Source organism: Neisseria gonorrhoeae, from assembly GCF_013030075.1.
GTDB lineage: Bacteria > Pseudomonadota > Gammaproteobacteria > Burkholderiales > Neisseriaceae > Neisseria > Neisseria gonorrhoeae.
In genome coordinates this window covers 1,257,333-1,284,267 of record NZ_AP023069.1, presented here as the reverse complement: position 1 = coordinate 1,284,267, position 26,935 = coordinate 1,257,333, and the positions used below count along the sequence as shown (strand labels likewise).

The 26,935-nt window shown below is 52.0% G+C and carries 17 protein-coding genes and 4 pseudogenes; 13 read left to right on the top strand and 8 right to left on the bottom strand.

The features are described 5' to 3' along the window. Positions 1-17: 17 nt before the first annotated feature. Positions 18-1,766 (bottom strand): M61 family metallopeptidase, encoded by a 1,749-nt coding sequence (locus tag HT085_RS06715; RefSeq protein WP_010951253.1) that lies wholly within the window; start codon positions 1,764-1,766, stop codon positions 18-20. A 325-nt stretch (positions 1,767-2,091) separates the two neighbouring features. Here HT085_RS06715 and ccoN point away from each other — a divergent pair, with 325 nt between their 5' ends. From ccoN to recC, 6 genes are all read left to right on the top strand, one after another. Next, entirely contained in the window at positions 2,092-3,525 is a 1,434-nt protein-coding gene (ccoN, locus tag HT085_RS06710) for a cytochrome-c oxidase, cbb3-type subunit I (RefSeq protein WP_010358857.1), read from the top strand. Positions 3,526-3,551: 26 nt separating this feature from the next. Then, positions 3,552-4,163 carry a cytochrome-c oxidase, cbb3-type subunit II gene (gene ccoO / locus HT085_RS06705; RefSeq protein WP_002212596.1) on the top strand — a complete coding sequence of 204 codons (612 nt, stop codon included), beginning with the start codon at positions 3,552-3,554 and terminating at the stop codon, positions 4,161-4,163. Positions 4,164-4,167: 4 nt separating this feature from the next. Beyond that, complete coding sequence (locus tag HT085_RS06700; RefSeq protein ID WP_003693747.1) at positions 4,168-4,338, top strand: CcoQ/FixQ family Cbb3-type cytochrome c oxidase assembly chaperone; 171 nt, start codon at positions 4,168-4,170, stop codon at positions 4,336-4,338. A gap of 23 nt (positions 4,339-4,361) precedes the next feature. Continuing rightward, positions 4,362-5,681, top strand: a complete 1,320-nt coding sequence (gene ccoP, locus HT085_RS06695) for a cytochrome-c oxidase, cbb3-type subunit III (protein ID WP_003695664.1) — start codon at positions 4,362-4,364, stop codon at positions 5,679-5,681. Between the two features lie 343 nt (positions 5,682-6,024). Then, positions 6,025-7,434, top strand: coding sequence for a PepSY-associated TM helix domain-containing protein (locus HT085_RS06690; protein ID WP_003693752.1), 1,410 nt, complete (start codon positions 6,025-6,027; stop codon positions 7,432-7,434). A 100-nt stretch (positions 7,435-7,534) separates the two neighbouring features. Continuing rightward, entirely contained in the window at positions 7,535-10,744 is a 3,210-nt protein-coding gene (gene recC, locus HT085_RS06685; RefSeq protein WP_004465404.1) for an exodeoxyribonuclease V subunit gamma, read from the top strand. Between the two features lie 69 nt (positions 10,745-10,813). On the opposite strand, the gene mtrF is transcribed toward recC, so the two are convergent. Then, positions 10,814-12,382 (bottom strand): AbgT family antimetabolite efflux transporter MtrF, encoded by a 1,569-nt coding sequence (gene mtrF / locus HT085_RS06680; protein ID WP_003693758.1) that lies wholly within the window; start codon positions 12,380-12,382, stop codon positions 10,814-10,816. A 331-nt stretch (positions 12,383-12,713) separates the two neighbouring features. Between mtrF and HT085_RS06675 the strand changes: the two genes are divergently transcribed. Then, positions 12,714-12,926, top strand: coding sequence for a hypothetical protein (locus HT085_RS06675; RefSeq protein WP_010358853.1), 213 nt, complete (start codon positions 12,714-12,716; stop codon positions 12,924-12,926). A gap of 92 nt (positions 12,927-13,018) precedes the next feature. On the opposite strand, the gene mtrR is transcribed toward HT085_RS06675, so the two are convergent. After that, positions 13,019-13,651: a multidrug efflux system transcriptional repressor MtrR gene (gene mtrR, locus HT085_RS06670; RefSeq protein WP_003697360.1), complete on the bottom strand. Its 633-nt coding sequence runs from the start codon at positions 13,649-13,651 to the stop codon at positions 13,019-13,021. 249 nt (positions 13,652-13,900) lie between these two features. On the opposite strand from mtrR, the gene mtrC reads away from it, so the two are divergent. Genes mtrC through mtrE form a run of 3 tightly spaced genes read left to right on the top strand, consistent with a single transcriptional unit; the run spans position 13,901 to position 19,810 of the window. Then, positions 13,901-15,139 carry a multidrug efflux RND transporter periplasmic adaptor subunit MtrC gene (gene mtrC, locus HT085_RS06665; protein WP_004465401.1) on the top strand — a complete coding sequence of 413 codons (1,239 nt, stop codon included), beginning with the start codon at positions 13,901-13,903 and terminating at the stop codon, positions 15,137-15,139. A gap of 11 nt (positions 15,140-15,150) precedes the next feature. Then, complete coding sequence (gene mtrD / locus HT085_RS06660) at positions 15,151-18,354, top strand: multidrug efflux RND transporter permease subunit MtrD (protein WP_003695678.1); 3,204 nt, start codon at positions 15,151-15,153, stop codon at positions 18,352-18,354. A 52-nt stretch (positions 18,355-18,406) separates the two neighbouring features. After that, positions 18,407-19,810, top strand: a complete 1,404-nt coding sequence (gene mtrE, locus HT085_RS06655; protein ID WP_003693770.1) for a multidrug efflux transporter outer membrane subunit MtrE — start codon at positions 18,407-18,409, stop codon at positions 19,808-19,810. 200 nt (positions 19,811-20,010) lie between these two features. Here mtrE and HT085_RS06650 read toward each other — a convergent pair. Continuing rightward, positions 20,011-20,209, bottom strand: a pseudogene (locus HT085_RS06650) (hypothetical protein); the annotation flags it as partial. Further along, positions 20,209-20,415: pseudogene (locus HT085_RS06645) on the bottom strand (L-lactate permease); the annotation flags it as partial. The pseudogenes HT085_RS06645 and HT085_RS06650, both read right to left, overlap by 1 nt. Positions 20,416-20,764: 349 nt before the next feature. Between HT085_RS06645 and HT085_RS06640 the strand changes: the two are divergent. Then, positions 20,765-21,544 carry a FadR/GntR family transcriptional regulator gene (locus HT085_RS06640; RefSeq protein WP_003691718.1) on the top strand — a complete coding sequence of 260 codons (780 nt, stop codon included), beginning with the start codon at positions 20,765-20,767 and terminating at the stop codon, positions 21,542-21,544. Positions 21,545-21,581: 37 nt separating this feature from the next. On the opposite strand, the pseudogene HT085_RS06635 reads toward HT085_RS06640, so the two are convergent. Both HT085_RS06635 and gdhA read right to left on the bottom strand, forming a co-directional pair. Then, a pseudogene (locus HT085_RS06635) lies at positions 21,582-21,688 on the bottom strand (IS5/IS1182 family transposase); the annotation flags it as partial. A gap of 94 nt (positions 21,689-21,782) precedes the next feature. After that, entirely contained in the window at positions 21,783-23,117 is a 1,335-nt protein-coding gene (gdhA, locus tag HT085_RS06630; RefSeq protein ID WP_014580289.1) for an NADP-specific glutamate dehydrogenase, read from the bottom strand. 424 nt (positions 23,118-23,541) lie between these two features. Here gdhA and HT085_RS06625 point away from each other — a divergent pair, with 424 nt between their 5' ends. Together HT085_RS06625 and HT085_RS11825 are read left to right on the top strand one after the other, a co-directional pair. After that, positions 23,542-24,336: a thymidylate synthase gene (locus HT085_RS06625; protein ID WP_003691712.1), complete on the top strand. Its 795-nt coding sequence runs from the start codon at positions 23,542-23,544 to the stop codon at positions 24,334-24,336. An 8-nt stretch (positions 24,337-24,344) separates the two neighbouring features. Continuing rightward, positions 24,345-25,357: pseudogene (locus tag HT085_RS11825) on the top strand (FAD:protein FMN transferase). A 174-nt stretch (positions 25,358-25,531) separates the two neighbouring features. Here HT085_RS11825 and HT085_RS06605 read toward each other — a convergent pair. Further along, positions 25,532-26,869, bottom strand: a complete 1,338-nt coding sequence (locus HT085_RS06605) for a sodium-dependent transporter (RefSeq protein ID WP_003695694.1) — start codon at positions 26,867-26,869, stop codon at positions 25,532-25,534. Between the last annotated feature and the right edge of the window lie 66 nt (positions 26,870-26,935).

Below are 26,935 nucleotides of genomic sequence, written 5' to 3'. Positions count from 1 at the left end.
CAATGCCGTCTGAAAGTTTAACCGAACAACCAGTTTTCCAACAGGTTGCGATCTGTGATGTGTAGGATGGCAGTATCCGCCGCCGTTGCCTGAACCGTCAAGACGGTTTGACGCAATATGCCTGCACGGAAGAAGTGGATATTGATTTTTGCCCTGACGTGGTATCGGGCCCATTGTGCGGCAAAGTCGGTGCAGGCATAACCGTCTAAAGCAATGATTTTGTCTTGCGGGCACAGTGCCGCAGATTCCGCACTTCCGCCGTTGAAGACATGGGTCAGGACGATATGGTCGGCGTTTTGTTTGAAGCGTGCGCCGAAATCGCCCGTCGGCGGGATGGGGAAAATGTGTTCCGCATATCCGCCGCCGTGTTGTCGGGGAAGCGGCAGGAAGGTCAGTTTCACGCCTGTGGTTGCCAGGCATTCGGCAAGCGGCAAATCTTCGGTGCTGTACAATGCCGTCTGAAAAAAATCTGTCAAATCCAAGCCGGTAATTTCCTGACAACGGATTTGCCAGTGTTTTTCCGGAATACCCGAGTGTGTGTCCCTCCACTCCCGATAGAGTTTGTCCATTACCGTATCAAGGGAATGTCTGCCGTTGCTTCGGTTGCGTATTATCAGATCAAGGCACAATGCGGCAAGTGCGCCTTTTTGGTAGTAGCTGACGATGGCGTTGGGGCTGTTTTCATCCGGTTTGTAAAATTTGTTCCACGCGGTAAAACTCGATTCCGCCAAGGTCTGCCTCAAACGGCCGCGGGTTTGTTGTACGCGCGTAATGCCTTGTGCTAGCAGGTTTAAATAAAATTCGGGCGAGATGGTGCGGCTGCGTGCCAAAAACAAATCGTCGTAATAGGATGTAATGCCTTCGAATGCCCATAGTTGTTCGGTATAGTTTTCTTTGTCGAGGTCATAAGGGGCGAATGCGGCAGGTTTGATGGATTTGACGTTCCACGCGTGAAAATATTCGTGGGAGAAAAGTCCGAGCAATGTGGTGTAGGCATCGTCGGCATCGGTCATACCGTACGGCGGAAGGCTGTGGCGATCGGCGAGCAGTGCGGTGCTGTCGGTGTGTTCCAAACCGCCGTAAATATGGTCGCCGACGTGGAGCAGGAACAAATATTTCTCAAATGGGGCAGGGGAGGAGAACATCGCCAGTTCTGTTTCGCAGATTTTTTTGATGTCCGAAACCAGCCTGTCGCGGTCGAAATCGGGATATATGCCGTTTAAGGCAATCGTGTGCGGAATGCCTGCCGCCTCAAAATCTAAAAATTCAATCAAGCCCATCTCGACAGGTCGGTCAATCAATTCGTCATAAGATGCCGTCTGAAAGACAAGCCTCCCTGTTTCCGGCAGCGTTGTGGCAATACGCCATTCGGGTGGAATGCCTGTCAATTCCAAGCGGTGCGGCAGCGTTTCCGTTCCTTCGACTTTCAAAAACAGGCACGATCCGTCAAAAAAACCGCGTTCTGTCGTCAGGAAAGAACCTCGAACCGACAAATCGAATGCATATACGGTGTAGCGGATTTGCCACTCGCCGCGTACGGCGGCAGTGTGCCAGCGGTTTTTTGCAATTTGTTCGAGCGGCATGGACGTGCCGTTGCAGGATGCATGGATAGAAGTGATGTGGCGGGAAAAATCCCGAATCAGATAGCTGCCCGGCACCCAATTCGGAAGGCTTATTTCTATAGGAAAATCATTATCTTGTGTGAATTTCAGCAGGATGTGCCATTCATGGTCTAGAGGGGACGGGGCTATTTTATAATGAATCATAACTATCAAATATATCGTTAAACGGGATGGATTAAATGCCTTTAAAATGCAGCTTAACCTACATCAATAAAGTGCCACAAAAAGGGAAAATTGGAAACAAAAGCAATGGCGGCCGGGTTGTAATTTATTATAACAATATGATTTATATGTAATAAAAAACAGATTAAGCAAAGGGTTCGCCGGCGGCGCGAATGTAATTCCGCTTGGCGTAATAAGGCAGATATGTTAAATTTAGAAAAAATTACGCTTGCCCGGATTGCACCTTAAACAGGCTGCGGAAGCGGCAGGATAAAAATCTTTATTCCCATAATTCATGGAGACTCTCATGGACACACAAACTTACAACTACAAAGTGGTGCGCCAGTTCGCCATCATGACTGTAGTTTGGGGGATTGTGGGCATGTTGGTCGGCGTTATCGTCGCCGCCCAGCTTTTTGCTCCTGCCCTCGACTTGTCTAATATCGGACCTTGGTTCCACTTCGGCCGCCTGCGTCCGCTGCACACCAATGCGGTTATTTTCGCATTTGGCGGTTGCGGTCTGATCGGCACATCATACTACGTTGTCCAACGTACTTGTAATACCCGTCTTTTCGGCGGTTGGCTGCCGGCATTTACCTTTTGGGGTTGGCAGGCGGTAATCGTTGCCGCCGTCGTCAGCTTCCCTATGGGTTGGACCCAAGGTAAGGAATATGCCGAACTGGAATGGCCGATTGACATTCTGATTACTTTGGTTTGGGTGGCTTACGCCATCGTATTCTTCGGTACGATTGCCAAACGCAAGGTAAAACACATTTACGTTGCCAACTGGTTCTACGGCGGCTTTATTTTGGCGGTCGCACTTTTGCACATCGTCAACAATATCAGCATCCCGGCCGGTTTGATGAAGTCATACCCCGTCTATTCCGGTGCGATTGATGCTATGGTTCAATGGTGGTACGGGCATAACGCCGTGGGCTTCTTCCTGACTGCCGGCTTCTTGGGTATGATGTACTATTTCGTACCCAAACAAGCAGCCCGCCCCGTTTACTCCTACCGCCTGTCCGTCGTTCACTTCTGGGCGTTGATTTTCACCTATATGTGGGCGGGTCCGCACCATCTTCACTACACTGCGCTGCCTGACTGGACGCAATCTTTGGGTATGGTTCTGTCCTTGATTTTGTTCGCACCCTCTTGGGGCGGTATGATTAACGGCATTATGACCTTGTCCGGCGCGTGGGACAAACTGCGTACAGACCCGATTCTTAAATTCCTGATTGTATCCTTGTCCTTCTACGGTATGTCTACCTTTGAAGGCCCGATGATGTCGATTAAAACGGTCAATGCATTGAGCCACTATACGGACTGGACCGTCGCGCACGTTCATGCGGGTGCGTTGGGCTGGGTAGGCTTTGTAACCATCGGTTCCGTCTATTACATGATTCCCCGTCTGTTCGGCAAAGAGCAGATGCACAGCACCAAGCTGGTAGAGGCGCATTTCTGGATTGCGACTATCGGTGTGGTTCTGTATATCGCCGCGATGTGGATTGCAGGTGTGATGCAGGGTTTGATGTGGAGTTCTCTGAACGATGACGGTACGCTGACCTACTCGTTTGTCGAATCCGTAAAACGCACCATGCCTTACTACATGATCCGTTTTGCAGGTGGTTTATTGTATCTGAGTGGCATGTGCATTATGGCGTACAACGTGTACCGCACAGCCATCGGTGGTAAAGCAGTCGATGCCGAAATCCCTGCGGTTTCCCAAACACAGCACCACTAAAATACTAAGAAAGATAGGCTACCAAAATGAAATTACAACAATTGGCTGAAGAAAAAATCGGCGTTCTGATTGTGTTCACGCTGCTTGTAGTCAGTGTCGGTCTGTTGATTGAAGTTGTGCCCTTGGCCTTTACCAAGGCGGCAACACAGCCGGCGCCGGGCGTGAAGCCTTACAATGCCCTGCAGGTTGCCGGACGCGATATTTACATCCGTGAGGGCTGTTACAACTGCCACTCTCAAATGATTCGTCCGTTCCGTGCGGAAACTGAGCGTTACGGTCATTACTCTGTTGCTGGAGAGTCGGTTTACGACCATCCGTTCCAATGGGGTTCCAAACGTACCGGTCCTGATTTGGCACGTGTGGGCGGCCGCTATTCCGACGAATGGCACCGCATCCACCTGCTGAATCCCCGTGATGTCGTGCCTGAGTCCAATATGCCGGCATTCCCGTGGCTTGCACGCAATAAAGTCGATGTCGATGCAACCGTTGCCAACATGAAGGCTTTGCGTAAAGTAGGTACTCCTTACAGTGATGAGGAAATTGCGAAAGCGCCTGAGGCTTTGGCAAACAAATCCGAGCTGGATGCTGTAGTCGCCTATCTGCAAGGATTGGGTCTGGCTTTGAAAAACGTAAGGTAACATCATGGATATTAACGGTATTCGCGCTCTTTTCACGGTATGGATCTTTATCTGTTTCCTGTTAGTACTCTATATCGTCTTCAACAGGCGGAATAAGAAAAACTACGATGATGCCGCAAACAGCATTTTTGCTGAAAACCAAGATGCGCAAGATAAGAAAAGCGAAAACCGTTAATATTGTGATAACGGAGCAAAACAATGAACGCAACATCCCAATTTACCAGTAATTTCTGGAATATATATATTGCAGTTATTGTCTTACTGAGCTTTATCGCTTTGGCTTGGCTGCTGCTGTCTCAAAATGTTGTCAAACGTCCGAAGAAGGGCGAAGAAGTACAAACTACGGGTCACGAGTGGGACGGCATTGCCGAATACGACAATCCGCTGCCCCGCTGGTGGTTTTGGCTGTGTGTTTTGACGTGGCTGTTCGGTATCGGTTATCTGGTTATGTATCCGGGTGTCGGCGACTACAAAGGTCTGCTGAAATGGACCAGCCATAACCAATATGAAAAAGAGGTCAAAAAAGCCGATGAGCAATACGGCAAACTGTATGCCAAGTTTGCGGATATGCCGATTGAAAAAGTGGCAAAAGACCCACAGGCCAAGCAAATCGCCCAAAACCTGTTTAACACTTATTGTATCCAGTGCCACGGCTCTGATGCCAAAGGTTCTAAAGGTTTTCCGAATCTGACCGATAGCGATTGGTTGTGGGGCGGCGATCCCGATAAAATCCACGAGACCATCGAAAAAGGCCGTGTTGCGACTATGCCTGCCTGGGGTCCTGCTTTGGGCGAAGAAGGCGTGAAAGACGTTGCCCATTATGTGATGTCCCTTTCAAAACCCAAAGGTCAGTATGATGAGGAACGTGCCGCGCGCGGACAAGCCTTGTTCAGCGGTCCGCCTGCCAACTGTTTCACTTGCCACGGCGATAAGGGACAAGGTATCCAAGGTTTGGGTCCGAACCTGACTGATGACGTGTGGTTGTGGGGCGGTACGCAAAAATCCATTATCGAAACCATTACCAACGGTCGCAGCAGCCAAATGCCCGCTTGGGGACATTTCTTGGATAAAGACAAACTGCATATCATGACTGCTTATGTATGGGGTCTTTCCAATAAAGACGGTAAAGCTCCGGTGAAAAAAGCCGAGCCTGCACCGGCGGCAGAACCCGCACCATCTGCTCCTGCAGAAGCAGCACAAGCCGCTTCTGAAGCCAAACCTGCCGCAGCAGAACCTAAAGCCGAGGAAAAAGCCGCACCTGCCGCCAAAGCGGATGGCAAACAGGTTTATGAAACCGTTTGTGCCGCCTGCCATGGCAATGCAATTCCAGGTATTCCCCATGTAGGCACCAAAGCCGACTGGGCCGACCGCATCAAAAAAGGTAAGGACACGTTGCACAAACACGCGATCGAAGGTTTTAATACGATGCCCGCAAAAGGAGGTCGCGGCGATTTGAGCGATGATGAGGTCAAAGCTGCGGTTGACTATATGGTCAACCAGTCAGGCGGTAAGTTCTAACCGTTGTTTTCCGACTTTGTCGGATGCAGAAATCCGGATTCATATCGAATCCGGATTTTTTATTTTGAACGGAAATCCTGTTTTTGATTTATGCCGTCTGAAAGTGGGGATTTTGATGCTTAAGCAGTCAGACCGACTGATATTTTTGTATGGTTTAAAGAATGGTGCAGTTGGGTGTCGGACAGCATTGTTTGATGCTTTCAGACGGCATATAGGTTTGTTTCTTCAAAATTGAATCTTTTTTCATATGTTGCAAAAAAATTGATTTTAGTCATAAAGAATTAGTCTTTATTGTTTATAATCGCGCATCATCACGATAGCCTTAATTTCAAAAGGACGATTAATGGATACACAAATCAAAACTGAAGCCGGTCAGCAGAATAACCGGCATTATCTGAGCGTTTGGAGGTGGCATTTTTATGCCGGTTTATTGGTTATGCCCTTCTTGACCCTGCTTGCCGTTACAGGTTTGGGTATGCTGTTGTTTGCCAATATTACCGGTAAAGAGGGAGAGCGTATTCACGTTTTCCCTCAGGCAGTGGTGCAACCCCTCTCTGTTCAGGCAGAAGCGGCACGCGGTGCCATTAATCCGGAGACTTCGTCCGTCGTCCAATATATTGCACCGCGTGCCGATGATATGGTTGCTGTGTTCCGTGTCAACAATGAGGGTAAGGCAACCATGGTTGCGGTCGATCCTTATACGGCAAAAGTGGTCAACACCATGCCGCGCAATCAGGGTTGGTATCACACTATGGATGAAATCCACGGCGATATGATGCTCGGTGCGGCAGGCGATTATCTTTTGGAAACGGCAGCTTCACTGACCATTATTATGGTTGTCAGCGGCTTGTACCTTTGGTGGGCGAAACAGCGCGGCATTAAAGCGATGCTGCTGCCGCCAAAAGGCAGGGCGCGTTCTTGGTGGCGGAATCTGCACGGCGCGTTTGGAACTTGGGTATCGTTGATTTTACTGTTGTTCTGCCTGTCGGGTATTGCTTGGGCAGGTATTTGGGGCGGCAAGTTCGTGCAGGCTTGGAGTCAGTTCCCGGCCGGCAAATGGGGTGTCGAACCGAACCCCGTTTCAGTCGTGCCGACCCACGGCGAGGTATTGAATGACGGCAAGGTTAAGGAAGTGCCGTGGATTTTGGAGCTTACGCCTATGCCTGTCTCAGGGACGACTGTGGGTGAAAACGGCATTAACCCCAGCGAGCCGATGACATTGGAAACCGTCGACCGTTTCGCGCGGGAAATCGGTTTCAAAGGGCGTTATCAGTTGAATTTGCCCAAAGGCGAGGACGGGGTATGGACTTTGTCGCAGGATTCTATGAGTTATGACATGATCAGCCCGTTTGCCGACCGCACGGTGCATATCGACCAGTACAGCGGCAAGATTCTTGCCGACATCCGTTTTGACGATTACAACCCGTTCGGCAAATTTATGGCGGCAAGCATTGCGCTGCATATGGGGACTTTGGGCTGGTGGAGCGTGTTGGCGAACGTCGTGTTCTGCCTTGCCGTGATTTTTATCGGCATCAGCGGCTGCGTGATGTGGTGGAAACGCCGTCCGTCCGGCGTGGCGGGCATTGTTCCTCCGGCGCAAAAAATCAAACTGCCCGTCTGGTGGGCGATGGCATTGCCGCTGCTGTTGATTGCACTGCTTTTCCCGACCGCGCTGCTTGCCATTGCCGTGATTTGGCTGTTGGATACCTTGCTGCTGTCGCGGATTCCTGTGTTGAGGAAATGGTTTAAATGACCCGATGCCGTCTGAAGCGTTCAGACGGCATTTTGTTTGCGGGCGGCTTGCCCGAGAAGCTATATAATTCCGCATCACTGTCATTTTGAAAAAGCAAGCCATGTTTTACCTGTACCAATCCAACCGCCTCGAATCGCTCGCTGCACTGTTTGCCCGCATTCAAAAAGTCAAACCGCTGAAATGTGCCTTGCAGCCCGAACAGATTGTTGTGCAGAGCCAGGGGATGCGCCGCTACCTCAACACCTGCCTCGCCCGCGATTTGGGCGTGGCGGCGAATTTGGCGTTCAGCCTGCCCGCCGGCCTGACGTGGAAGTTGATGAAAAAACTGATTCCCGGTATTCCGGAACTCAGCCCGTTTGCACCCGAAGTCATGCGCTGGCGGCTGCTGGATTTGTTCCGCAGCGCAGAATTTCAAAACGGAGCGGAATTTGAAGATGTGAGGAATGTGCTGCAAGACTATCTGGGCAGCGGAGAATCGGCGGATTACCAGCTTGCGGGACAGCTTGCAGACATATTCGACCAATACCTCGTGTACCGTCCTCAGTGGATAGACGCTTGGCAGCAGGGCAGGATACTCGGTTTGGGCGACGACGAAATCTGGCAGTCCAAACTGTGGCGTTACCTCGACGACGGCAGGCAGAGCGCGCCGCACCGTGTCGCGTTGTGGGAAAAACTGCTTGCCGCGTTGGACAAGGATAAGCTGCCCGAGCGTTATTTCGTGTTCGGCATTTCCACGATGGCGCCGATGTATTTGCAGCTTTTGCACAAGCTGTCCGAACATTGCGACGTGTTCGTGTTCGCACTCAATCCGAGCGGGATGCATTGGGGCAACGTCATCGAAGCGGCGCAAATCCTCAAAGGCGGCGGCGATCCCGATCTGACGCAGGCAGGGCATCCGCTGCTTGCCTCATTGGGCAAGCAGGGGCGCGACTTTTTCGACTTTTTGAACGAAATGGAAATAGAAGGCGAAACGCCGGTATTTGAAGAAGGCGGACGCGATACGCTTTTGCACGCCCTGCAAACCGATATTCAAAACCTGAAAATGCCGTCTGAAAATGTGGGAAGCGTCAACACGGGCGACGGCTCGATACGCATCGTCTCCGCACACAGCCCTTTGCGCGAATTGCAGATACTCAAAGACAAGCTGTTGAAAATTCTGCATGAACATCCCGATTGGCAGCCGCATGATATCGCCGTATTAACCCCGAACATCGAACCCTATACGCCTTTTATCGAAGCCGTGTTCGGACAGGCGCAGCCCGGCGCGCAGGCATTGCCGTATTCCGTTTCGGACGTGAAAATCAGCCGCCGGCAACCGTTTTTTTATGCGTTGGAGTGCGTGTCCGACTTGCTGGAAAGCCGTTTTGAAGTCGGCAAAGTGCTCGCGCTTTTGGAAACCGCGCCCGTGTTGCGCCGTTTCGGACTGACCGGGGACGATTTACCGCTTTTGCACGACATGGTTGCCGATTTGAACGTCCGCTGGGGTTTGGACGGAGAAATGCGCGGCGGCACGGATCAGCTGTTTACCTGGAAGCAGGCGGCAGACCGTATGATATTGGGCTGGATGCTGCCCGAAGGCGGCAACCCGATGTGGCAGGATGTCAGCGCGTGGTATGCCGACGTGAATCAAACCGCCATGTTCGGACGTTTTGCCGCCTTCCTCGAAACCCTGTCGGATATTGCCCGGATATGGCGGCAACCTGCGACGGTCGGCGAATGGGTGGCGCGTTGCCGGGATTTGCTTGAAACATTGTTTCAAGCCGGGCCCGATGACCAAAAGGCAGTCCAAAACCTCGAAAACGAATGGGTCAAATGGCAGGAAGAGAGCACTTTGGCTGGGTTTTTCGGACAGTTGCCGCAACAAACCGTCATCCGCCATATCCGCCGCTTCCTCGACAGCGAAAGCGAGGCAGGCTTTTTACGCGGCGGCATCACCTTTTGCAGTATGGTGCCGATGCGGAGCCTGCCGTTCAAAGTCATCTGCCTGTTGGGTTTGAACGACGGAGATTTTCCCCGCAATACCAAAGCCGCCGTATTCGACCTGGTTGCCAAACATCCCGCCAAAGGCGACCGCGCCCGCCGCGACGACGACCGCTACCTGTTCCTCGAAGCCCTCATCAGCGCGCGCGAAATCCTGTATTTGTCCTACATCGGGCGCGACATCCGCAAAGACGAAGAGCTTGCCCCGTCTTCCCTGTTGGGCGAACTCATCGACACAGTTGCCGCCATGACCGGCACAAACAGCCGCCAACTTGCACAAAATTGGATAGAACAGCATCCGCTGCAAGCCTTCTCGCGCCGATATTTCCAAGAAGGCGGACGTTCAGACGGCATATTCGGCACGCGTACCGACTACGCCGCCGCGCTCGGACAAACGCCCGAACCGCCGCGCCCTTTTTTCGACCAACCCGTAGAAAACGCCGAACCCGTTGCCGAAATCGGACAGGACGAATTTATCCGCTTCTGGCGCAACCCCGTCAAAGTATGGCTTCAGCAGCAGCTTGCGTGGAGCGAACCCCATATCGGCGAAGCCTGGGAGCCTGCCGAACCCTTCGAGCCGCAACACGCGGAGCAAATCGCCGAAACCTATATCGGGGCGCGCCGCGAAGGACAAGATTTTTCCCAAACCGCCGCCCGTATCGCGGCGGAAAGCCTGCTGCCTTCCGGAGAATTGGGAAAACTTTGGCAGCAGTCCTTCCAAACCGCCGCCAAACAAATCGACACGGCGGTTTTAAACAGCCCCAAACTGCCCCCGTTTCCATACGCCATACCGTCGGACGGGCAAATCCTGAAAGGCAGCTTGGGCAATCTGTACCGCTGCGGTCAGGTGTTTTATGCCTACGGCAAACCCAATGCGCCGCAACGTATCGCTTTTTTGTTGGAACACCTGATATTTTGCGCCGTTATGCCGTCTGAAGCCGAAACGCGGCAAACCTTTATCGTCAAATCCGGAGAAACCGAAGTATTGGCGGAAATCGCGCAAGACAGGGCATTGCAGCTGTTGTCGGAATGGATTGTATTTTTCAATATCGGGCAAAACCGCCCGCTGCCGTTTTTTGCCAAAACCTCGCTTGCCGCCGCCGAAGCGTTTGCCCAAAAACAAGATTGGGAAGCCGCCCTGAAAAAAGCCCAAACCGCCTATTACGGCAGCAAAGTCAGCAAAGGGCAGAAAGACTATACCGAAGTCGCCCTCGTGTTCGGCAACGCAAGCCAAAACCCGCTCGAACAGCCCCTGTTTGAAAACCTCGCCCGCCTGCTCGCCGACACACTTGCCGCAGCGGAAAAGAGGGAAGGGACCGGAGAAGCCTGACGGGATGGAAAGGCAAATGCCGTCTGAAAACAGAAAAAAGGTTTTCAGACGGTATTTTGTTTATCGTGTTTAAGGTGCGGGATACAAAGTGGGCGCGCCGGGGCCGACGGGCAGGCCCAAAACAAATACCCAAATGCAGAATAAGGCGATCCATGCAATCAAAAAGAAGGCGGAATACGGCAACATCATAGAAATCAGAGTACCCACGCCCGCATCTTTTTTGTATTTCATCACCGTCGCCATAATCAGCCCGAAATAACTCATCATCGGCGTAATAATATTGGTAACGGAATCACCGATGCGGTAAGCGGCTTGAATGACTTCGGGCGCGTAACCGGCCAACATCAGCATAGGGACGAAAATCGGTGCGGTTACCGCCCATTGCGCGGAAGCGGAGCCTATCATCAGATTGATAAAAGCACAAATTAAAATAAAACCGATAAACAACACGCTGCCGGCCAAGCCGACTTCTTTTAAGAACACCGCCCCTTTAACGGCAATATATTGCCCAATATTCGTCCAATTAAAAAATGCGACAAACTGTGCGGCAAAAAAGATGATGACCAAATAAAGTCCCAAAGTACTCATCGATTCGGCCATCGCATTAACGACTTCCCGTTCGCCGCGCAAACTTCGGGTTATCCGGCCATAAACAATGCCCGGTAGCGCAAACAACAAGAAAATAAAAACAACAATCGATTTTAAAAACGGCGAACCGGCAACCAATCCTGTTTCAGGATGACGCAAAATACCGTCGGCAGGGACGATGCTCCAAGCCAATAGGGCGGATAAAGCAATAAACACCACGCCTGCCCAAATTAATCCTTTATATTCCAAAGGCGTGATTTCATTGGAATGCCGGATGTCTTTTTCTTCTTGTGACAAATCTGACTGATAAGGGCCCAATTGCGGTTCGACGATTTTTTCAGTAACAAAATAACCAATCAAAGCAATCACAAACGTACTGGCTGCCATAAAAAACCAGTTGGCTTCAGGGCCTACGACGTAGTCGGGGTGGATGATTTGCGCCGCCTGTTGGGTGATGCCTGCCAAGAGCGGATCGATTGTGCCTAAGAACAGATTGGCCGAATAACCGCCGGAAACGCCGGCGAAAGCCGCAGCCAGACCGGCGAGAGGATGGCGGCCGAGCGAATGAAAGATGACGGCGGACAAAGGGATTAGGACGACATAGCCCAATTCAGAAGCCGTATTGGATAAAATCCCTGTAAAAACAACCATAAAAGTAGTGAGTTTGCGTGGGGATTTTGTAAGCAATAAGCGCATTAATGCGGAAATCAAGCCCGATTTTTCCGCAATCCCCACGCCCAATAAAGAAACCAACACCGTTCCCAACGGCGCGAAACCGGTGAAATTTTTAACGGTATGCGTCAGGATTTTGATCAAACCGTCGGCATCGAGCAGGCTGACAACGTGAATCAAACCGTCATCGGCACGTCCTTTCGCCCCAACAGGACGCGGATCGGGGACGGATAGTCCGAAATACGCACCGACGGCAGAGGCAATCAGCAATAACACAATGAAAATAATAAAAAGCGTAACCGGGTGCGGCAACATATTGCCCAGCCATTCGACTGTGCGTAAAAATCGTCCGCTACGACGCGCGTCGGTTTGACTCATCTGCTTCTCCTTAAAAAAATATATTGAGTGCATTAAATTTTTGAATTTAACATGAAGTGTTTTGTAAGCAAACTAAAATAATCGTATATGTATATAACCGTAATAGATTAAAACGGAAAATGCCCACATCGTTATTCTCATAAAGGCGGTAATCCGAAAACTTGACGTTAAAGCCTTATCAGGAATGACTGGAACTCAAAAAAACGAATTCCCGCCTGCGCGGGAATGACGGGATTTTCGGTTTTTGTTTGCAAGAATGCCGGAGAAAAATGCAGTTTACATTCGAATGGTATTGTTATTAATTGTAAATAAATATTGGAAGGTAAATGATATGAAAAATGAAATTCAAAAAATCATGGATAAATATGATCCATGGCATGAAGATGATTTTGAGTCGTATGAAGACATTGCCAAAGATGTATCGTTGATGACAGATAAAACGTTCATTGAACATTATTTGTTAGAAGTTTATTCAGAAGAAAACGGACATTTTGACCAAGACAATGTTCATGCGATGATAGGGGAAATTAAAAATGCAATTTAGTGAATATGTATTTTTAGAAGAATGCTTTGTGTCATTTTGATGCCGTTTGAAAGGGTTTGTTCGTTTCAGACGGCATTGTTACCAAGGCTTGATTATTTCCGGCGCAGGCAGGGATGGTTTTCCAAGTTGTCCATCATTATCCCGATGATGCGCGGGGCGGTTTTGCCCAAATCGAAACTTTCGCCGGAAGAGAACCAACGCCAAATCAGCCCGTCCAACGTCGATTTGATGAAGATGACCGCCGTTTCCTTGTCCAAATCGTCAGCCAAATCCTGATTTTCCACCGCTTCGGTCAAAACGGCGGTAATTTTCTCGCGCCAGATTGCCTGATGCTTGCGGGCAATGGCGATAACGGCGGCGTTTTGTTCCGTATGTTCGCACTTTAAAAACAGGATGTTGTGGAATTTGTAGTGGATGTCGTTGCTTTGCAGCCGCTCGAAAAAGTGCAGCAGCGTGTGGCGGAATACCGTCCAAGAACCTCCTTCGGCATCTGCGGCATCTTGCGCGATGCAGTTTTCGATGTCGTCGCAGATACGTTGGAACAACGCGTCAAACAAGTCTTCCTTATTTTTGAAATGCCAATAGAGCGCGTCGCGCGTTACGCCGGCGGCTTGGGCGATTTCGTTGAGCGAGGTGCGGGCAATCCCTTTGCGGTAAAAGGTTTCCAAGGCGGCAAGCATCAGGTGTTCTTTGGTTTTCAAGGCTTCGGTTTTGGTTTTTCTCATAATGGCGTTTTCGTTTCGGGTCGGTTTGACGAGGGCGGATTATAAAAAAGACTTTTATCCGTGCAATCGTGTATGTATAATGAAACCCATAAAATTGAGACTGCATCTCAACTTTGAAAACAGGTATAACCTGCTTTGCAACCCGTTCGAACATTCGGGTATCAAAGCAGGCGGTTTTTATATCCTGAAATAAGAATGCCTGTTGATTGGCAAAACCCTTTACATCAAACCAGACAGATAGGATAAATAATGGCTTTTTATGCTTCTAAGGCGATGCGTGCGGCCGCGTTGGCTGCCGCCGTTGCATTGGCACTGTCGTCTTGCGGTAAAGGCAGAGACGCGGCGCAGGGCGGGCAGCCTGCGGGTCGGGAAGCCCCCGCGCCCGTCGTCGGCGTCGTAACCGTCCATCCGCAAACCGTCGCATTGACCGTCGAGTTGCCGGGGCGTTTGGAATCGCTGCGTACCGCCGATGTCCGCGCCCAAGTCGGCGGCATCATCCAAAAACGCCTGTTCCAAGAAGGCAGTTATGTCCGCGCCGGGCAGCCGCTGTATCAGATCGACAGTTCCACTTATGAAGCAGGTCTGGAAAGCGCGCGCGCGCAACTGGCAACGGCACAGGCAACGCTTGCCAAAGCGGATGCGGATTTGGCGCGTTACAAACCGCTGGTTTCCGCCGATGCCATCAGTAAACAAGAGTACGATGCTGCGGTAACGGCGAAACGTTCTGCCGAGGCGGGCGTTAAAGCGGCGCAGGCGGCGATCAAATCCGCCGGCATCAATCTGAACCGTTCGCGCATTACCGCGCCGATTTCGGGCTTTATCGGTCAGTCCAAAGTTTCCGAAGGTACGCTGTTGAATGCGGGCGATACAACTGTTTTAGCCACCATCCGCCAAACCAATCCGATGTATGTGAACGTTACCCAGTCTGCATCCGAAGTGATGAAACTGCGCCGGCAGATAGCCGAAGGCAAGCTGCTGGCGGCGGATGGTGCGATTGCGGTCGGCATCAAATTTGACGACGGTACGGTTTATCCTGAAAAAGGCCGCCTGCTGTTTGCTGATCCGACCGTTGACGAATCGACCGGTCAGATTACCTTGCGCGCCGCCGTATCGAACGATCAGAATATCCTGATGCCCGGCCTGTATGTGCGTGTGCTGATGGATCAGGTGGCGGCGGATAATGCATTCATCGTTCCACAGCAGGCGGTAACGCGCGGTGCGAAAGATACCGTGATGATTGTGAATGCCCAGGGCGGTATGGAACCCCGCGAGGTAACGGTCGCGCAACAGCAGGGTACGAATTGGATTGTTACGTCGGGTCTGAAGGACGGGGACAAGGTGGTTGTGGAAGGCATCAGTATCGCCGGTATGACGGGGGCGAAAAAGGTAACGCCTAAAGAATGGGCGCCGTCTGAAAATCAAGCTGCCGCCCCTCAAGCCGGCGTTCAGACGGCATCTGAAGCCAAACCTGCTTCTGAAGCGAAATAAGGAAGGCATCGATGGCTAAATTCTTTATCGACCGCCCCATTTTCGCGTGGGTTATTTCGATTTTCATTATTGCGGCAGGTATTTTCGGCATTAAAAGCCTGCCGGTTTCGCAATATCCGTCCGTTGCCGCCCCGACCATTACTTTGCACGCCATTTATCCGGGTGCGTCCGCACAAGTGATGGAAGGCAGCGTACTTTCCGTGATCGAACGGAATATGAACGGCGTGGAAGGTTTGGACTATATGTCCACTTCCGCCGATTCGAGCGGCAGCGGCAGCGTGAGCCTGACCTTTACGCCCGATACCGACGAGAATCTGGCGCAGGTGGAAGTGCAGAACAAGCTTTCCGAAGTATTGAGCACGCTGCCGGCAACCGTCCAGCAATACGGCGTAACCGTATCCAAGGCGCGTTCCAATTTCCTGATGATTGTGATGCTTTCGTCGGATGTGCAGTCAACCGAAGAGATGAACGACTACGCGCAGCGCAACGTCGTTCCCGAATTGCAGCGTATCGAAGGCGTGGGGCAGGTCCGCCTGTTCGGCGCGCAACGCGCGATGCGGATTTGGGTCGATCCTAAGAAACTGCAAAACTACAATTTGTCGTTTGCCGATGTCGGCAGCGCGTTGTCGGCGCAGAATATCCAAATTTCCGCAGGTTCCATCGGTTCGCTTCCCGCTGTGCGCGGACAGACGGTTACGGCTACCGTAACGGCGCAAGGGCAGTTGGGTACGGCAGAAGAATTCGGCAACGTCATCCTCCGCGCCAATACCGACGGTTCTAATATTTACCTGAAGGATGTGGCGAAAGTCGGATTGGGTATGGAAGACTATTCTTCCTCAACCCGCCTGAACGGGGTAAATACCACCGGTATGGCGGTAATGTTGTCCAACAGCGGCAATGCGATGGCGACGGCAAAGGCGGTAAAAGAACGCTTGGCGGTGCTGGAAAAATACTTTCCGCAGGGTATGAGTTGGAAAACCCCTTACGATACTTCCAAATTCGTTGAAATTTCGATTGAAAAAGTGATTCACACTTTAATCGAAGCGATGGTGCTGGTGTTTGTCGTAATGTACCTCTTCCTGCAAAACATCCGTTATACGCTGATTCCGACCATCGTCGTACCGATTTCCCTGTTGGGCGGTTTCGCCTTCATCTCTTATATGGGGATGTCGATTAACGTATTGACGATGTTTGCGATGACATTGGTCATCGGCATCGTGGTCGATGACGCGATTGTGGTGGTTGAAAACGTCGAGCGCATTATGGCGGGTGAAGGCCTGCCGCCCAAAGAAGCGACCAAAAAAGCGATGGGTCAGATTTCGGGCGCGGTCATCGGTATTACCGCCGTTCTGATTTCCGTGTTCGTGCCTCTGGCGATGTTCAGCGGGGCGGCCGGCAATATTTACAAACAGTTTGCCCTGACGATGGCGTCATCAATCGCATTCTCCGCCTTCCTTGCGCTGACCCTTACCCCTGCTTTGTGTGCCACAATGTTGAAGACAATCCCGAAAGGGCATCACGAAGAGAAAAAAGGTTTCTTCGGCTGGTTCAACAAGAAATTCGACAGTTGGACGCACGGCTACGAAGGCCGGGTTGCCAAAGTGCTGCGTAAGACTTTCCGCATGATGGTTGTCTATATCGGCTTGGCGGTTGTGGGCGTGTTCCTGTTTATGCGCCTGCCGACTTCGTTCCTGCCGACCGAAGACCAAGGCTTCGTTATGGTCAGCGTGCAACTGCCTGCGGGTGCGACCAAAGAGCGCACCGATGCGACGCTAGCACAAGTTACCCAACTGGCGAAAAGCATTCCCGAAATTGAAAACATCATTACCGTTTCCGGCTTCAGCTTTTCGGGCAGCGGTCAGAATATGGCGATGGGTTTTGCCATATTGAAAGATTGGAACGAACGTACCGCCTCCGGCAGCGATGCCGTTGCGGTTGCCGGCAAGCTGACGGGTATGATGATGGGGACGCTTAAAGACGGTTTCGGCATCGCCGTCGTCCCGCCTCCGATTCTGGAGTTGGGCAACGGTTCGGGCCTGAGCATCAACCTGCAAGACCGCAACAATACCGGCCATACCGCATTGCTGGCGAAGCGCAACGAGCTGATTCAGAAAATGCGTGCCAGCGGTTTGTTTGACCCCAGCACCGTCCGTGCCGGCGGTTTGGAAGACTCGCCGCAGTTGAAAATCGACATCAACCGTGCCGCAGCGGCGGCGCAAGGCATTTCGTTTGCCGACATCCGCACCGCATTGGCAAGCGCGCTGAGTTCGTCTTATGTCAGCGACTTCCCGAACCAAGGCCGTCTGCAACGCGTGATGGTGCAGGCCGACGAGGATGCCCGTATGCAGCCTGCCGATATTTTGAACCTGACCGTGCCGAACAAATCCGGCGTCGCCGTACCGCTTTCCACCATTGCTACTGTTTCTTGGGAAAACGGTACGGAACAGAGCGTACGCTTCAACGGTTATCCCTCGATGAAGCTGTCCGCTTCGCCTGCAACCGGCGTTTCCACCGGGCAGGCTATGGCGGCGGTTCAAAAAATGGTTGACGAATTGGGCGGCGGTTACAGCTTCGAATGGGGCGGACAGTCGCGCGAAGAGGCAAAAGGCGGCTCGCAAACCCTGATTTTGTACGGTTTGGCGGTTGCAGCCGTATTTTTGGTACTTGCCGCGCTTTATGAAAGCTGGTCGATTCCGCTGGCGGTCATCCTTGTGATTCCGTTGGGTTTGATCGGTGCGGCTGCGGGCGTAACCGGGCGCAACCTGTTTGAAGGACTGTTGGGCAGCGTTCCCTCGTTTGCCAACGACATCTACTTCCAAGTCGGTTTCGTTACTGTGATGGGTTTGAGTGCGAAAAACGCGATTCTGATTATCGAATTTGCCAAAGACCTTCAAGCGCAAGGGAAAAGCGCGGTCGAAGCCGCTTTGGAGGCAGCCCGCCTGCGTTTCCGTCCGATTATCATGACCTCGTTTGCCTTTATTTTGGGCGTGGTTCCCCTGTATATTGCCGCTGGTGCGAGTTCTGCCAGCCAGCGCGCCATCGGCACGACCGTATTCTGGGGGATGCTCATCGGCACGCTCTTGTCCGTGTTCCTTGTTCCGCTTTTTTATGTAGTGGTGCGCAAATTCTTCAAAGAAACTGCACACGAGCATGAAATGGCGGTCAGACATGCATCAAAAGCGGGTATAACCGGTTCGGACGATAAACAATATTAAGCAAAATACCGTCTGAGAACCGCCGGTTTTCAGACGGCATCAGGACTTTTTTATGAATACTACATTGAAAACTACCTTGACCTCTGTTGCAGCAGCCTTTGCATTGTCTGCCTGCACCATGATTCCTCAATACGAGCAGCCCAAAGTCGAAGTTGCGGAAACCTTCCAAAACGACACATCGGTTTCTTCCATCCGCGCGGTTGATTTGGGTTGGCATGACTATTTTGCCGACCCGCGCCTGCAAAAGCTGATCGACATCGCACTCGAGCGCAATACCAGTTTGCGTACAGCCGTATTGAACAGCGAAATCTACCGCAAACAATACATGATCGAGCGCAACAACCTCCTGCCCACGCTTGCCGCCAATGCGAACGGCTCGCGCCAAGGCAGCTTGAGCGGCGGCAATGTCAGCAGCAGCTACAATGTCGGACTGGGTGCGGCATCTTACGAACTCGATCTGTTCGGGCGCGTGCGCAGCAGCAGCGAAGCAGCACTGCAAGGCTATTTTGCCAGCGTTGCCAACCGCGATGCGGCACATTTGAGTCTGATTGCCACCGTTGCCAAAGCCTATTTCAACGAGCGTTATGCCGAAGAAGCGATGTCTTTGGCGCAGCGTGTCTTGAAAACGCGCGAGGAAACCTACAAGCTGTCCGAATTGCGGTACAAGGCAGGCGTGATTTCCGCCGTCGCCCTGCGCCAGCAGGAAGCCTTGATTGAATCTGCCAAAGCCGATTATGCCCATGCCGCGCGCAGCCGCGAACAGGCGCGCAATGCCTTGGCAACCTTGATTAACCGTCCGATACCCGAAGACCTGCCCGCCGGTTTGCCGTTGGACAAGCAGTTTTTTGTTGAAAAACTGCCTGCCGGTTTGAGTTCCGAAGTATTGCTCGACCGTCCCGACATCCGCGCCGCCGAACACGCGCTCAAACAGGCAAACGCCAATATCGGTGCGGCGCGCGCCGCCTTTTTCCCGTCCATCCGCCTGACCGGAAGCGTCGGTACGGGTTCTGTCGAATTGGGCGGGCTGTTCAAAAGCGGCACGGGCGTTTGGGCGTTCGCGCCGTCTATTACCCTGCCGATTTTTACTTGGGGAACGAACAAGGCGAACCTTGATGTGGCAAAACTGCGCCAACAGGCACAAATTGTTGCCTATGAATCCGCCGTCCAATCCGCCTTTCAAGACGTGGCAAACGCATTGGCGGCGCGCGAGCAGCTGGATAAAGCCTATGACGCTTTAAGCAAACAAAGCCGCGCCTCTAAAGAAGCGTTGCGCTTGGTCGGACTGCGTTACAAACACGGCGTATCCGGCGCGCTCGATTTGCTCGATGCGGAACGCATCAGCTATTCGGCGGAAGGTGCGGCTTTGTCGGCACAACTGACCCGCGCCGAAAACCTTGCCGATTTGTACAAGGCGCTCGGCGGCGGATTGAAACGGGATACCCAAACCGGCAAATAACCGCCCGGGCAAACAAATGCCGTCTGAAACGATAAGGTTTCAGACGGCATTTCTTTCTTTATAGTGGATTAACAAAAACCAGTACGGCGTTGCCCCGCCTTAGCTCAAAGAGAACGATTCCCTAAGGCGCCCAAGCACCGGGCGAACCGGTTCCGTACTATTTGTACTGTCTGCGGCCCGCCGCCTTGTCCTGATTTTTGTTAATCCACTATATGTTTGACGGTTGCGGTCAGGCTGCGCGGCGTGCCGTAAACGTGAATGTCGGGCATCGTGCGGCAGCGTTTGTTAAAGACGTTTTCAAAGTCCAAACCGATGCGGGTGGATTTGCCGATTTTGTAATGCGCGGTCAAGTCCAGTGTAGCGTATGGGGCGTTGGGTCAATGCGGCTGCGGCGACAGGGAAGAAACCGCCATACCCGTCGGCATCCCGAAGCCGAATACGGCAAAGGCAAGCGCAATCAGCAGCGTATAAAGCCCCGCCTGATAGCCTTTCAGCTTCAGGACGGTCAGCGCGGCAAAGAAAAAGACGATGGGTAAGAGTGCGGCGGCGGCAGTCAGATACAGGCTGCCGCCGATTGCCGTGTAGTTTTGAACCCAAGTTTCCATAATTGAACATCTCCGAAAATATTTTTCTAATCGTCGGCAATAGTGGTCAAACCAATTAAAGCAACGTTGCATTACTTTACGAAACTTTAATATTCAGGTCAATATATTTTTGGGCGGTTCGGCAGATTTGAATCGGAGCTTTCATTTAAATCCCGTTAAAACAAATATTTGCATGAACAAAAATTGTAGTTTGGTGTAGTTTTTTCCTGTGTTTCGGGGGCGGTGCGAGGTAAGTGCCGTTGACGGCGGGAACGGCGTGTCATTAGAATCCGCCCTGATTGGCCAGTCCAATTTGATGTTTGATGTATTTCGGAAGGGTTCTGCAGGGAATCTTTATAAAGGAGGAGTGATGAAACTGGTAAGGCCTCAGAAAATCAGCGATCAGGTATTGTCGGTATTGGAAGGCCGCATCGTGGAAGGGGTTTACGCGGAAGGGGGCAAGATTCCGCCCGAACGCGTTTTGGCGGAAGAGTTCGGCGTTTCGCGTCCGTCGGTCCGGTCGGCATTGAATATTTTGGTTGCCCGTCAGATTTTGGAAGCGAGGCAGGGCGATGGTTATTATGTTTCGGTCAAGCCGCAGCAGGATTTTTTGCAAAGTTGGCAGGAGCTTTTGGGCAAACATTCCAATTGGGAACAGGATGTTTTTGATTTCAGCTGCCACATCGAGGGCTGTATGGCGGCATTGGCGGCAGAACGCCGGACGGATGCCGATTTGAAGCGGATTCGGTTTTGGCTTGAAAAGTTTGAGGAAGCGTGCGGAAGCGGCAATCTGGAACATCAGGGCGAAGCCGATGTCAGCTTCCATCAGACGATTGCGGATGCGGCGCACAATTTGTTGTTCAGCCATTTGTCGGGCGGTTTGTTGAAAATGCTGTACCGGCAGACGCGCAGCAGCCTTATTTATCTGAATCAGGAAGAAGATCCGCGTCCGAAACTGATGGCGCAGCACCGCGTGCTGTATGAGGCGATATCGAACCGCCGGCCGGGCGAGGCTTCGGAGGCGGCAAAGGCTCATTTGAATTATGTGGCGAGCAGCATATTGAAAGACAGGGAATATCAGAGCCGTAACCGCCACGCGGATACTTTGGCGCAAAACGATTTGAAGCGCGTGCAGGATTGGGAGGTATGAATACCGTTCAGACGGTCTGGCATATTCGGATGTATCGGTATAGTGAACTAAATTTAAACCAGTACGGCGTTGCCTCGCCTTGCCGTACTATTTGTACTGTCTGCGGCTCGCCGCCTTGTCCTGATTTAAATTTAATTCACTATAGTATTACCCGATTCGAACGGGCGGATAATGAAATGCCGTCTGAACAGCATTTGCGGTTCGGACGGCATTTTGTTTGCGGGGCGGAGGCGTTTGCTTAGAAGCCTTGCGCCAGCATCGCATCGGCAACTTTGACGAAGCCGGCGATGTTCGCACCGTTGACGTAGTTCACTTTGTCGCCGACTTTGCCGTATTTCAGGCAGGACTCGTGGATGCTTTGCATGATGCCGAACAGTCGGCTGTCCACTTCTTCGCGCGCCCAAGACAGGCGGATGGCGTTTTGGCTCATTTCCAAGCCCGAAGTTGCCACGCCGCCGGCGTTGGAGGCTTTGCCCGGAGCGTAGAGGATGCCGGCTTTGATAAATTGCTCGACCGCGCCCAAAGTCGACGGCATATTCGCGCCTTCGGCAACGACGTGGCAGCCGTTTGCCAACAGGGTTTTGGCGGCTTCTTCGTCCAATTCGTTCTGGGTCGCGCAGGGCAGGGCGATTTCGGCGGCAACGCCCCACGGTTTTTGGTTTTCAAAGTATTGCAAACCTTGCTCTTTGGCGTAGGTGGCAACGCGTTCGCGGCGGACTTCTTTCAATTCGATCAAGGCGGCGAGTTGCGCTTCGGTCATACCGATGTCGGGGAAGAGGACGAAGCCGTCGGAGTCGGAAACGGTCAGCACTTTCGCACCCAGTTGGATGGCTTTTTCAGCGGCGTATTGCGCCACGTTGCCGGAACCGGAAATCAGAACGCGTTTGCCTTCAAAACTATCGTTGCGGGTTTGCAGCATCGCTTGGGCGAAATAGACGCAGCCGTAGCCGGTCGCCTCGGGGCGGATGAGGCTGCCACCCCATTCCAAACCTTTGCCGGTCAGGACGGAAGTGAATTCATTGCGGATTTTTTTGTATTGTCCGAACAGGTAGCCGATTTCGCGTCCGCCTACGCCGATGTCGCCGGCCGGAACATCGGTGTCCGCGCCGATGTGGCGGTAGAGTTCGGTCATAAAGGCTTGGCAGAAGCGCATTACTTCGGCATCGGATTTGCCTTTGGGGTCGAAGTCGGAACCGCCTTTGCCGCCGCCCATAGGCAGGGTGGTCAAGGCGTTTTTGAACACTTGTTCAAAAGCGAGGAATTTCAACACGCCCAAATCGACGGTCGGGTGGAAGCGCAGGCCGCCTTTGTAAGGGCCGATGGCGGAACTCATTTGCACGCGGTAGCCGCAGTTGACTTGGACTTGTCCTTTGTCGTCCTGCCAGGTTACGCGGAACATCACGACGCGTTCGGGTTCGACGATGCGTTCCAGCAGGCTTTGCTGGGTGTATTTCGGATTTTTTGCCAAAAACGGATCAAGGCTCATGAAGACTTCTTCAACCGCCTGATGGAACGGCTCCTGATTGGGGTTGCGTTGTTTGAGGTTGGCAAACAGGGTGTTCAGGTCAGTCATTCGGATACTCCTTTTGGTTGATATTGTACTAATGGGAAAACAAATTTGTAGTTGGCAATATAAACCTATTTTTTTCTGATGCCAAGCCTAATTTTGCACAAATTGTTGACATTATTTTTCCCATATTTTCGATATATGATGTTTATTGCCGATAATCAACCAATAATCATAAATTAATTTCTCAAATAAAAAAATATTATTGGAATTTTATTCTAAGTAGTTAAACTAGATTTTTTGATTCCAATCAAGATAATTTTGTTTTCACGCCTGCTTTTGCTGTGAAAAAGGGCTGAAATTGCCAACAATCCTGCCTGCCTTCATCCGCGTTTTGAGCGTCCGGCGGGGCGGCCTGCGCGTTTGTCCGGACTCGGGTGTTGGCCGGAAATGTTACAATATGTGCCGTTTAATTTGATGAAAGATGATGATGAAGGCCTATTTGGACTTGATGCGCCACGTCCTCGACAACGGTACGGACAAATCAGACCGCACCGGTACGGGTACGCGCTCCGTATTCGGTTATCAGATGCGTTTTGACTTGGGCAAAGGTTTTCCGCTGCTGACGACCAAAAAGCTGCATTTGCGCTCGATAATCCACGAGCTGCTTTGGTTCCTCAAAGGCGATACCAATATCAAATACCTGAAGGATAACAATGTTTCCATTTGGGACGAGTGGGCGGACGAAAACGGCGACTTGGGCCCGGTTTACGGCTACCAATGGCGCAGCTGGCCCGCGCCCGACGGCAGGCATATCGACCAAATCGCCAATGTGGTGGAACAAATTAAGAAAAACCCCGACTCGCGCCGCCTGATTGTGTCGGCGTGGAATCCGGCTTTGGTCGATGAGATGGCCTTGCCGCCCTGCCACGCGCTGTTTCAGTTTTACGTTGCCGACGGCAAACTGTCCTGCCAGCTTTACCAGCGTAGTGCAGATATTTTCCTTGGTGTGCCGTTTAATATTGCCAGCTACGCGCTGTTGACGATGATGATGGCGCAAGTGTGCGGGCTGGAGGCGGGTGAGTTTGTCCATACGTTTGGCGACGCGCATTTGTACCGTAACCATTTCGAACAGGCCGCATTGCAGTTGGAACGCGAACCGCGCGCCTTGCCTGTGATGAAAATCAATCCTGAAGTCAAGGATTTGTTTGCCTTCAAGTTTGAAGATTTCGAGTTGGAAGGCTACGATCCGCATCCGCACATCAAGGCGGTAGTGTCGGTTTAGGAGGCGGTATGGGCAGGCATTTCGGGCGCAGACGTTTTCTGACGGCTGCCGCCGTTGCTGTGGCCGGTGCGGCGGTTTCTTTTTTGCCGAATCCTTTTGCCGCCGGCGGCGAAAAACGCAACATGGATAAAAAACGCGATGAAAATGTGTTTTTCTGGAAAGGTGTCGCGCTGGGTTCCGGCGCGGAGCTGCGCCTGTTCGGCGTGGACGACAGACAGGCGGCGGATTGGGTCAATAAGGTTTTGGCGGAAGTGGCGCGTTTGGAAAAAATGTTCAGCCTTTACCGTGAAGACAGCCTGATCAGCCGTCTGAACCGCGACGGTTATCTGACTTCGCCTCCGGCGGATTTTTTGGAACTGTTGAGCCTGGCCGCGATATTCACGCGCTGACGGAAGGCGCGTTCGATCCGACGGTTCAGGCGTTGTGGAAACTGTATGCCGATTATTTTGCCGCCCGTCCCGATGCGGAAACGCCGCCGGAGAATAGCGTGAAGGAAACCCTGAAACGGGTCGGCTTCGGCAAAGTCTCGTTTGACGACCGTGAAATCCGTTTTGCCGAAAAGGGTATGGGTTTGTCCTTGAACGGCATCGCGCAAGGCTATATCACGGACAAGGTTGTTGCGCTGCTTAAAGCAAACGGAGTGCCTGCCGCGCTGGTCGATATGGGCGAAATCAGGGGGTTTGATACAAACGGCAGGCGGATGTGGAATGTCGGCATCCGCAATCCGGACGACGAAGAAGGCGTGTTGGCAAATATCACGATGAAAGACAAGGCGTTTGCCACTTCGGGCGGCTATGGGACGGTGATGGACAAAGCGGGCAGGCTTACCCATTTGTTCGATCCGCGAACCGGCGTGAGTACGCCGCGTTATAAAAGCATGAGCGTAATGGCGGATGATGCGGCGGTTGCCGATGCCTTGTCGACGGCGTTTTCCGTGATGGATTTGCCGCTGATACGGTCGGTTGCCGAAAGCAGGCGGCTTAAAGTTAGGCTGGCCATGCCGGACAATATAGTGGATTAACAAAAACCGGTACGGCGTTGCCTCGCTTTGCCGTACTATCTGTACTGTCTGCGACTTCGCCGCCTTGTCCTGATTTAAATTTAATCCACTATACTTTGAACGAAATAGGTTGAATCTGAAGCAAAATGCCGTCTGAAAGGCTTTCAGACGGCATTTTGCCGTCGGGCGGTATGTTTAAAGGATGCCTAAAGAATTGACGAAAACAATAATAATGGCAATCGGGGCAAGGTAGCGCAAGGTATTCAGCCACAGCAGCAGCACTGCCCGTGGTACGGTGCTGCCCGCGCCGGCATCTTTTAACACAGACTGCTTGTCCTGAATCCAGGCGGTAAAGATGGAAACACTCAAAGCACCAATCGGCATAATGACGGCGGAAATAACATAGTCCCACAAATCAAAAATGGTTTTGCCGAAAACCTTAAACTCACCCCATGCGCCGAAAGACAGCGCGGACGGGATGCCGACAATGAAAATAGCCGTGCCGATAAGCCAAGTATGTTTTTTGCGTTTGCGCTCGTCTTGGCGGATGGTTGAGGCAATGACCGTTTCCAACATCGAAAATGCCGAAGTCAGCGTGGCGAAAACGACCAGAAGCATGAATACTGCAAATAAAACCGTACCGAACGGCATTTTCATGAACACTGCGGGCAATACGATAAAAATCAATCCCGGCCCCTGGTTCGGTTCAAAACCGAAGGCGAATACCGCCGGGAAAATCACCAGGCCGGCAAGCAGGGAAACCAAGAGGTTCATCCACATAATCGTATGGCCGGAACGGAACATATCCTGATCTTTTCCCAAATACGAAGCATAGGTAATCATGGCGGAAACGCCGATGCTCAGGGCAAAAAACGCCTGGCCCAAAGCCGTAATCATCGTATCGGCTTTAAAGTACGACCAATTGGGTTTGAGCAGGAAAGACACGCCCTCCATTGCATCCGGCAGCGTCAGCGAACGGACAGCCAGCGCAATAAAGAGGATAAACAGCCCCGGCATCAGATAACGGTTTGCCTTTTCAATGCCGTCTGAAATGCCGCCTTTGACCACCCAAACCGTAATCAGCATAAACAGTGCCTGATAGGACAGCGAACCTGCCGGATTGGAAATCGTTGTGCCGAACAGGGCTTCAAAGTCCGCTCCCGCATGGATTGCCCCTGTAAAACTGTGGACGACATAATTCAATACCCATCCGCCGACCACGCTGTAAAACGACAGCAAAATAAAGCAGGCGGCAACGCCCATGCGCCCGACCCAAAGCCATTGCGTACCCGGACGCAGAACCCTGAAGGAATCGACGGCATTTTTACCGCCCGTGCGCCCGATATAAAATTCGGCAAGCTGGACGGGCAGGGCGACCAAGACGGTAAATATCAAAAACAGCAGGAAAAACACCGCGCCGCCGTTGGTGCCCGCCGTATAAGGAAATTTCCAAATCGCGCCCAAACCGATGGCCGAACCTGCCGCAGCAAGTACGAAACCGATTTTGGACGACCAAGAAGTATGGTTACTCATAAAATTTATTAAGAAATGTGAAGGTAGTGCATTGTAACAAAGCACTTGACGCGGCGGCACAAGCCG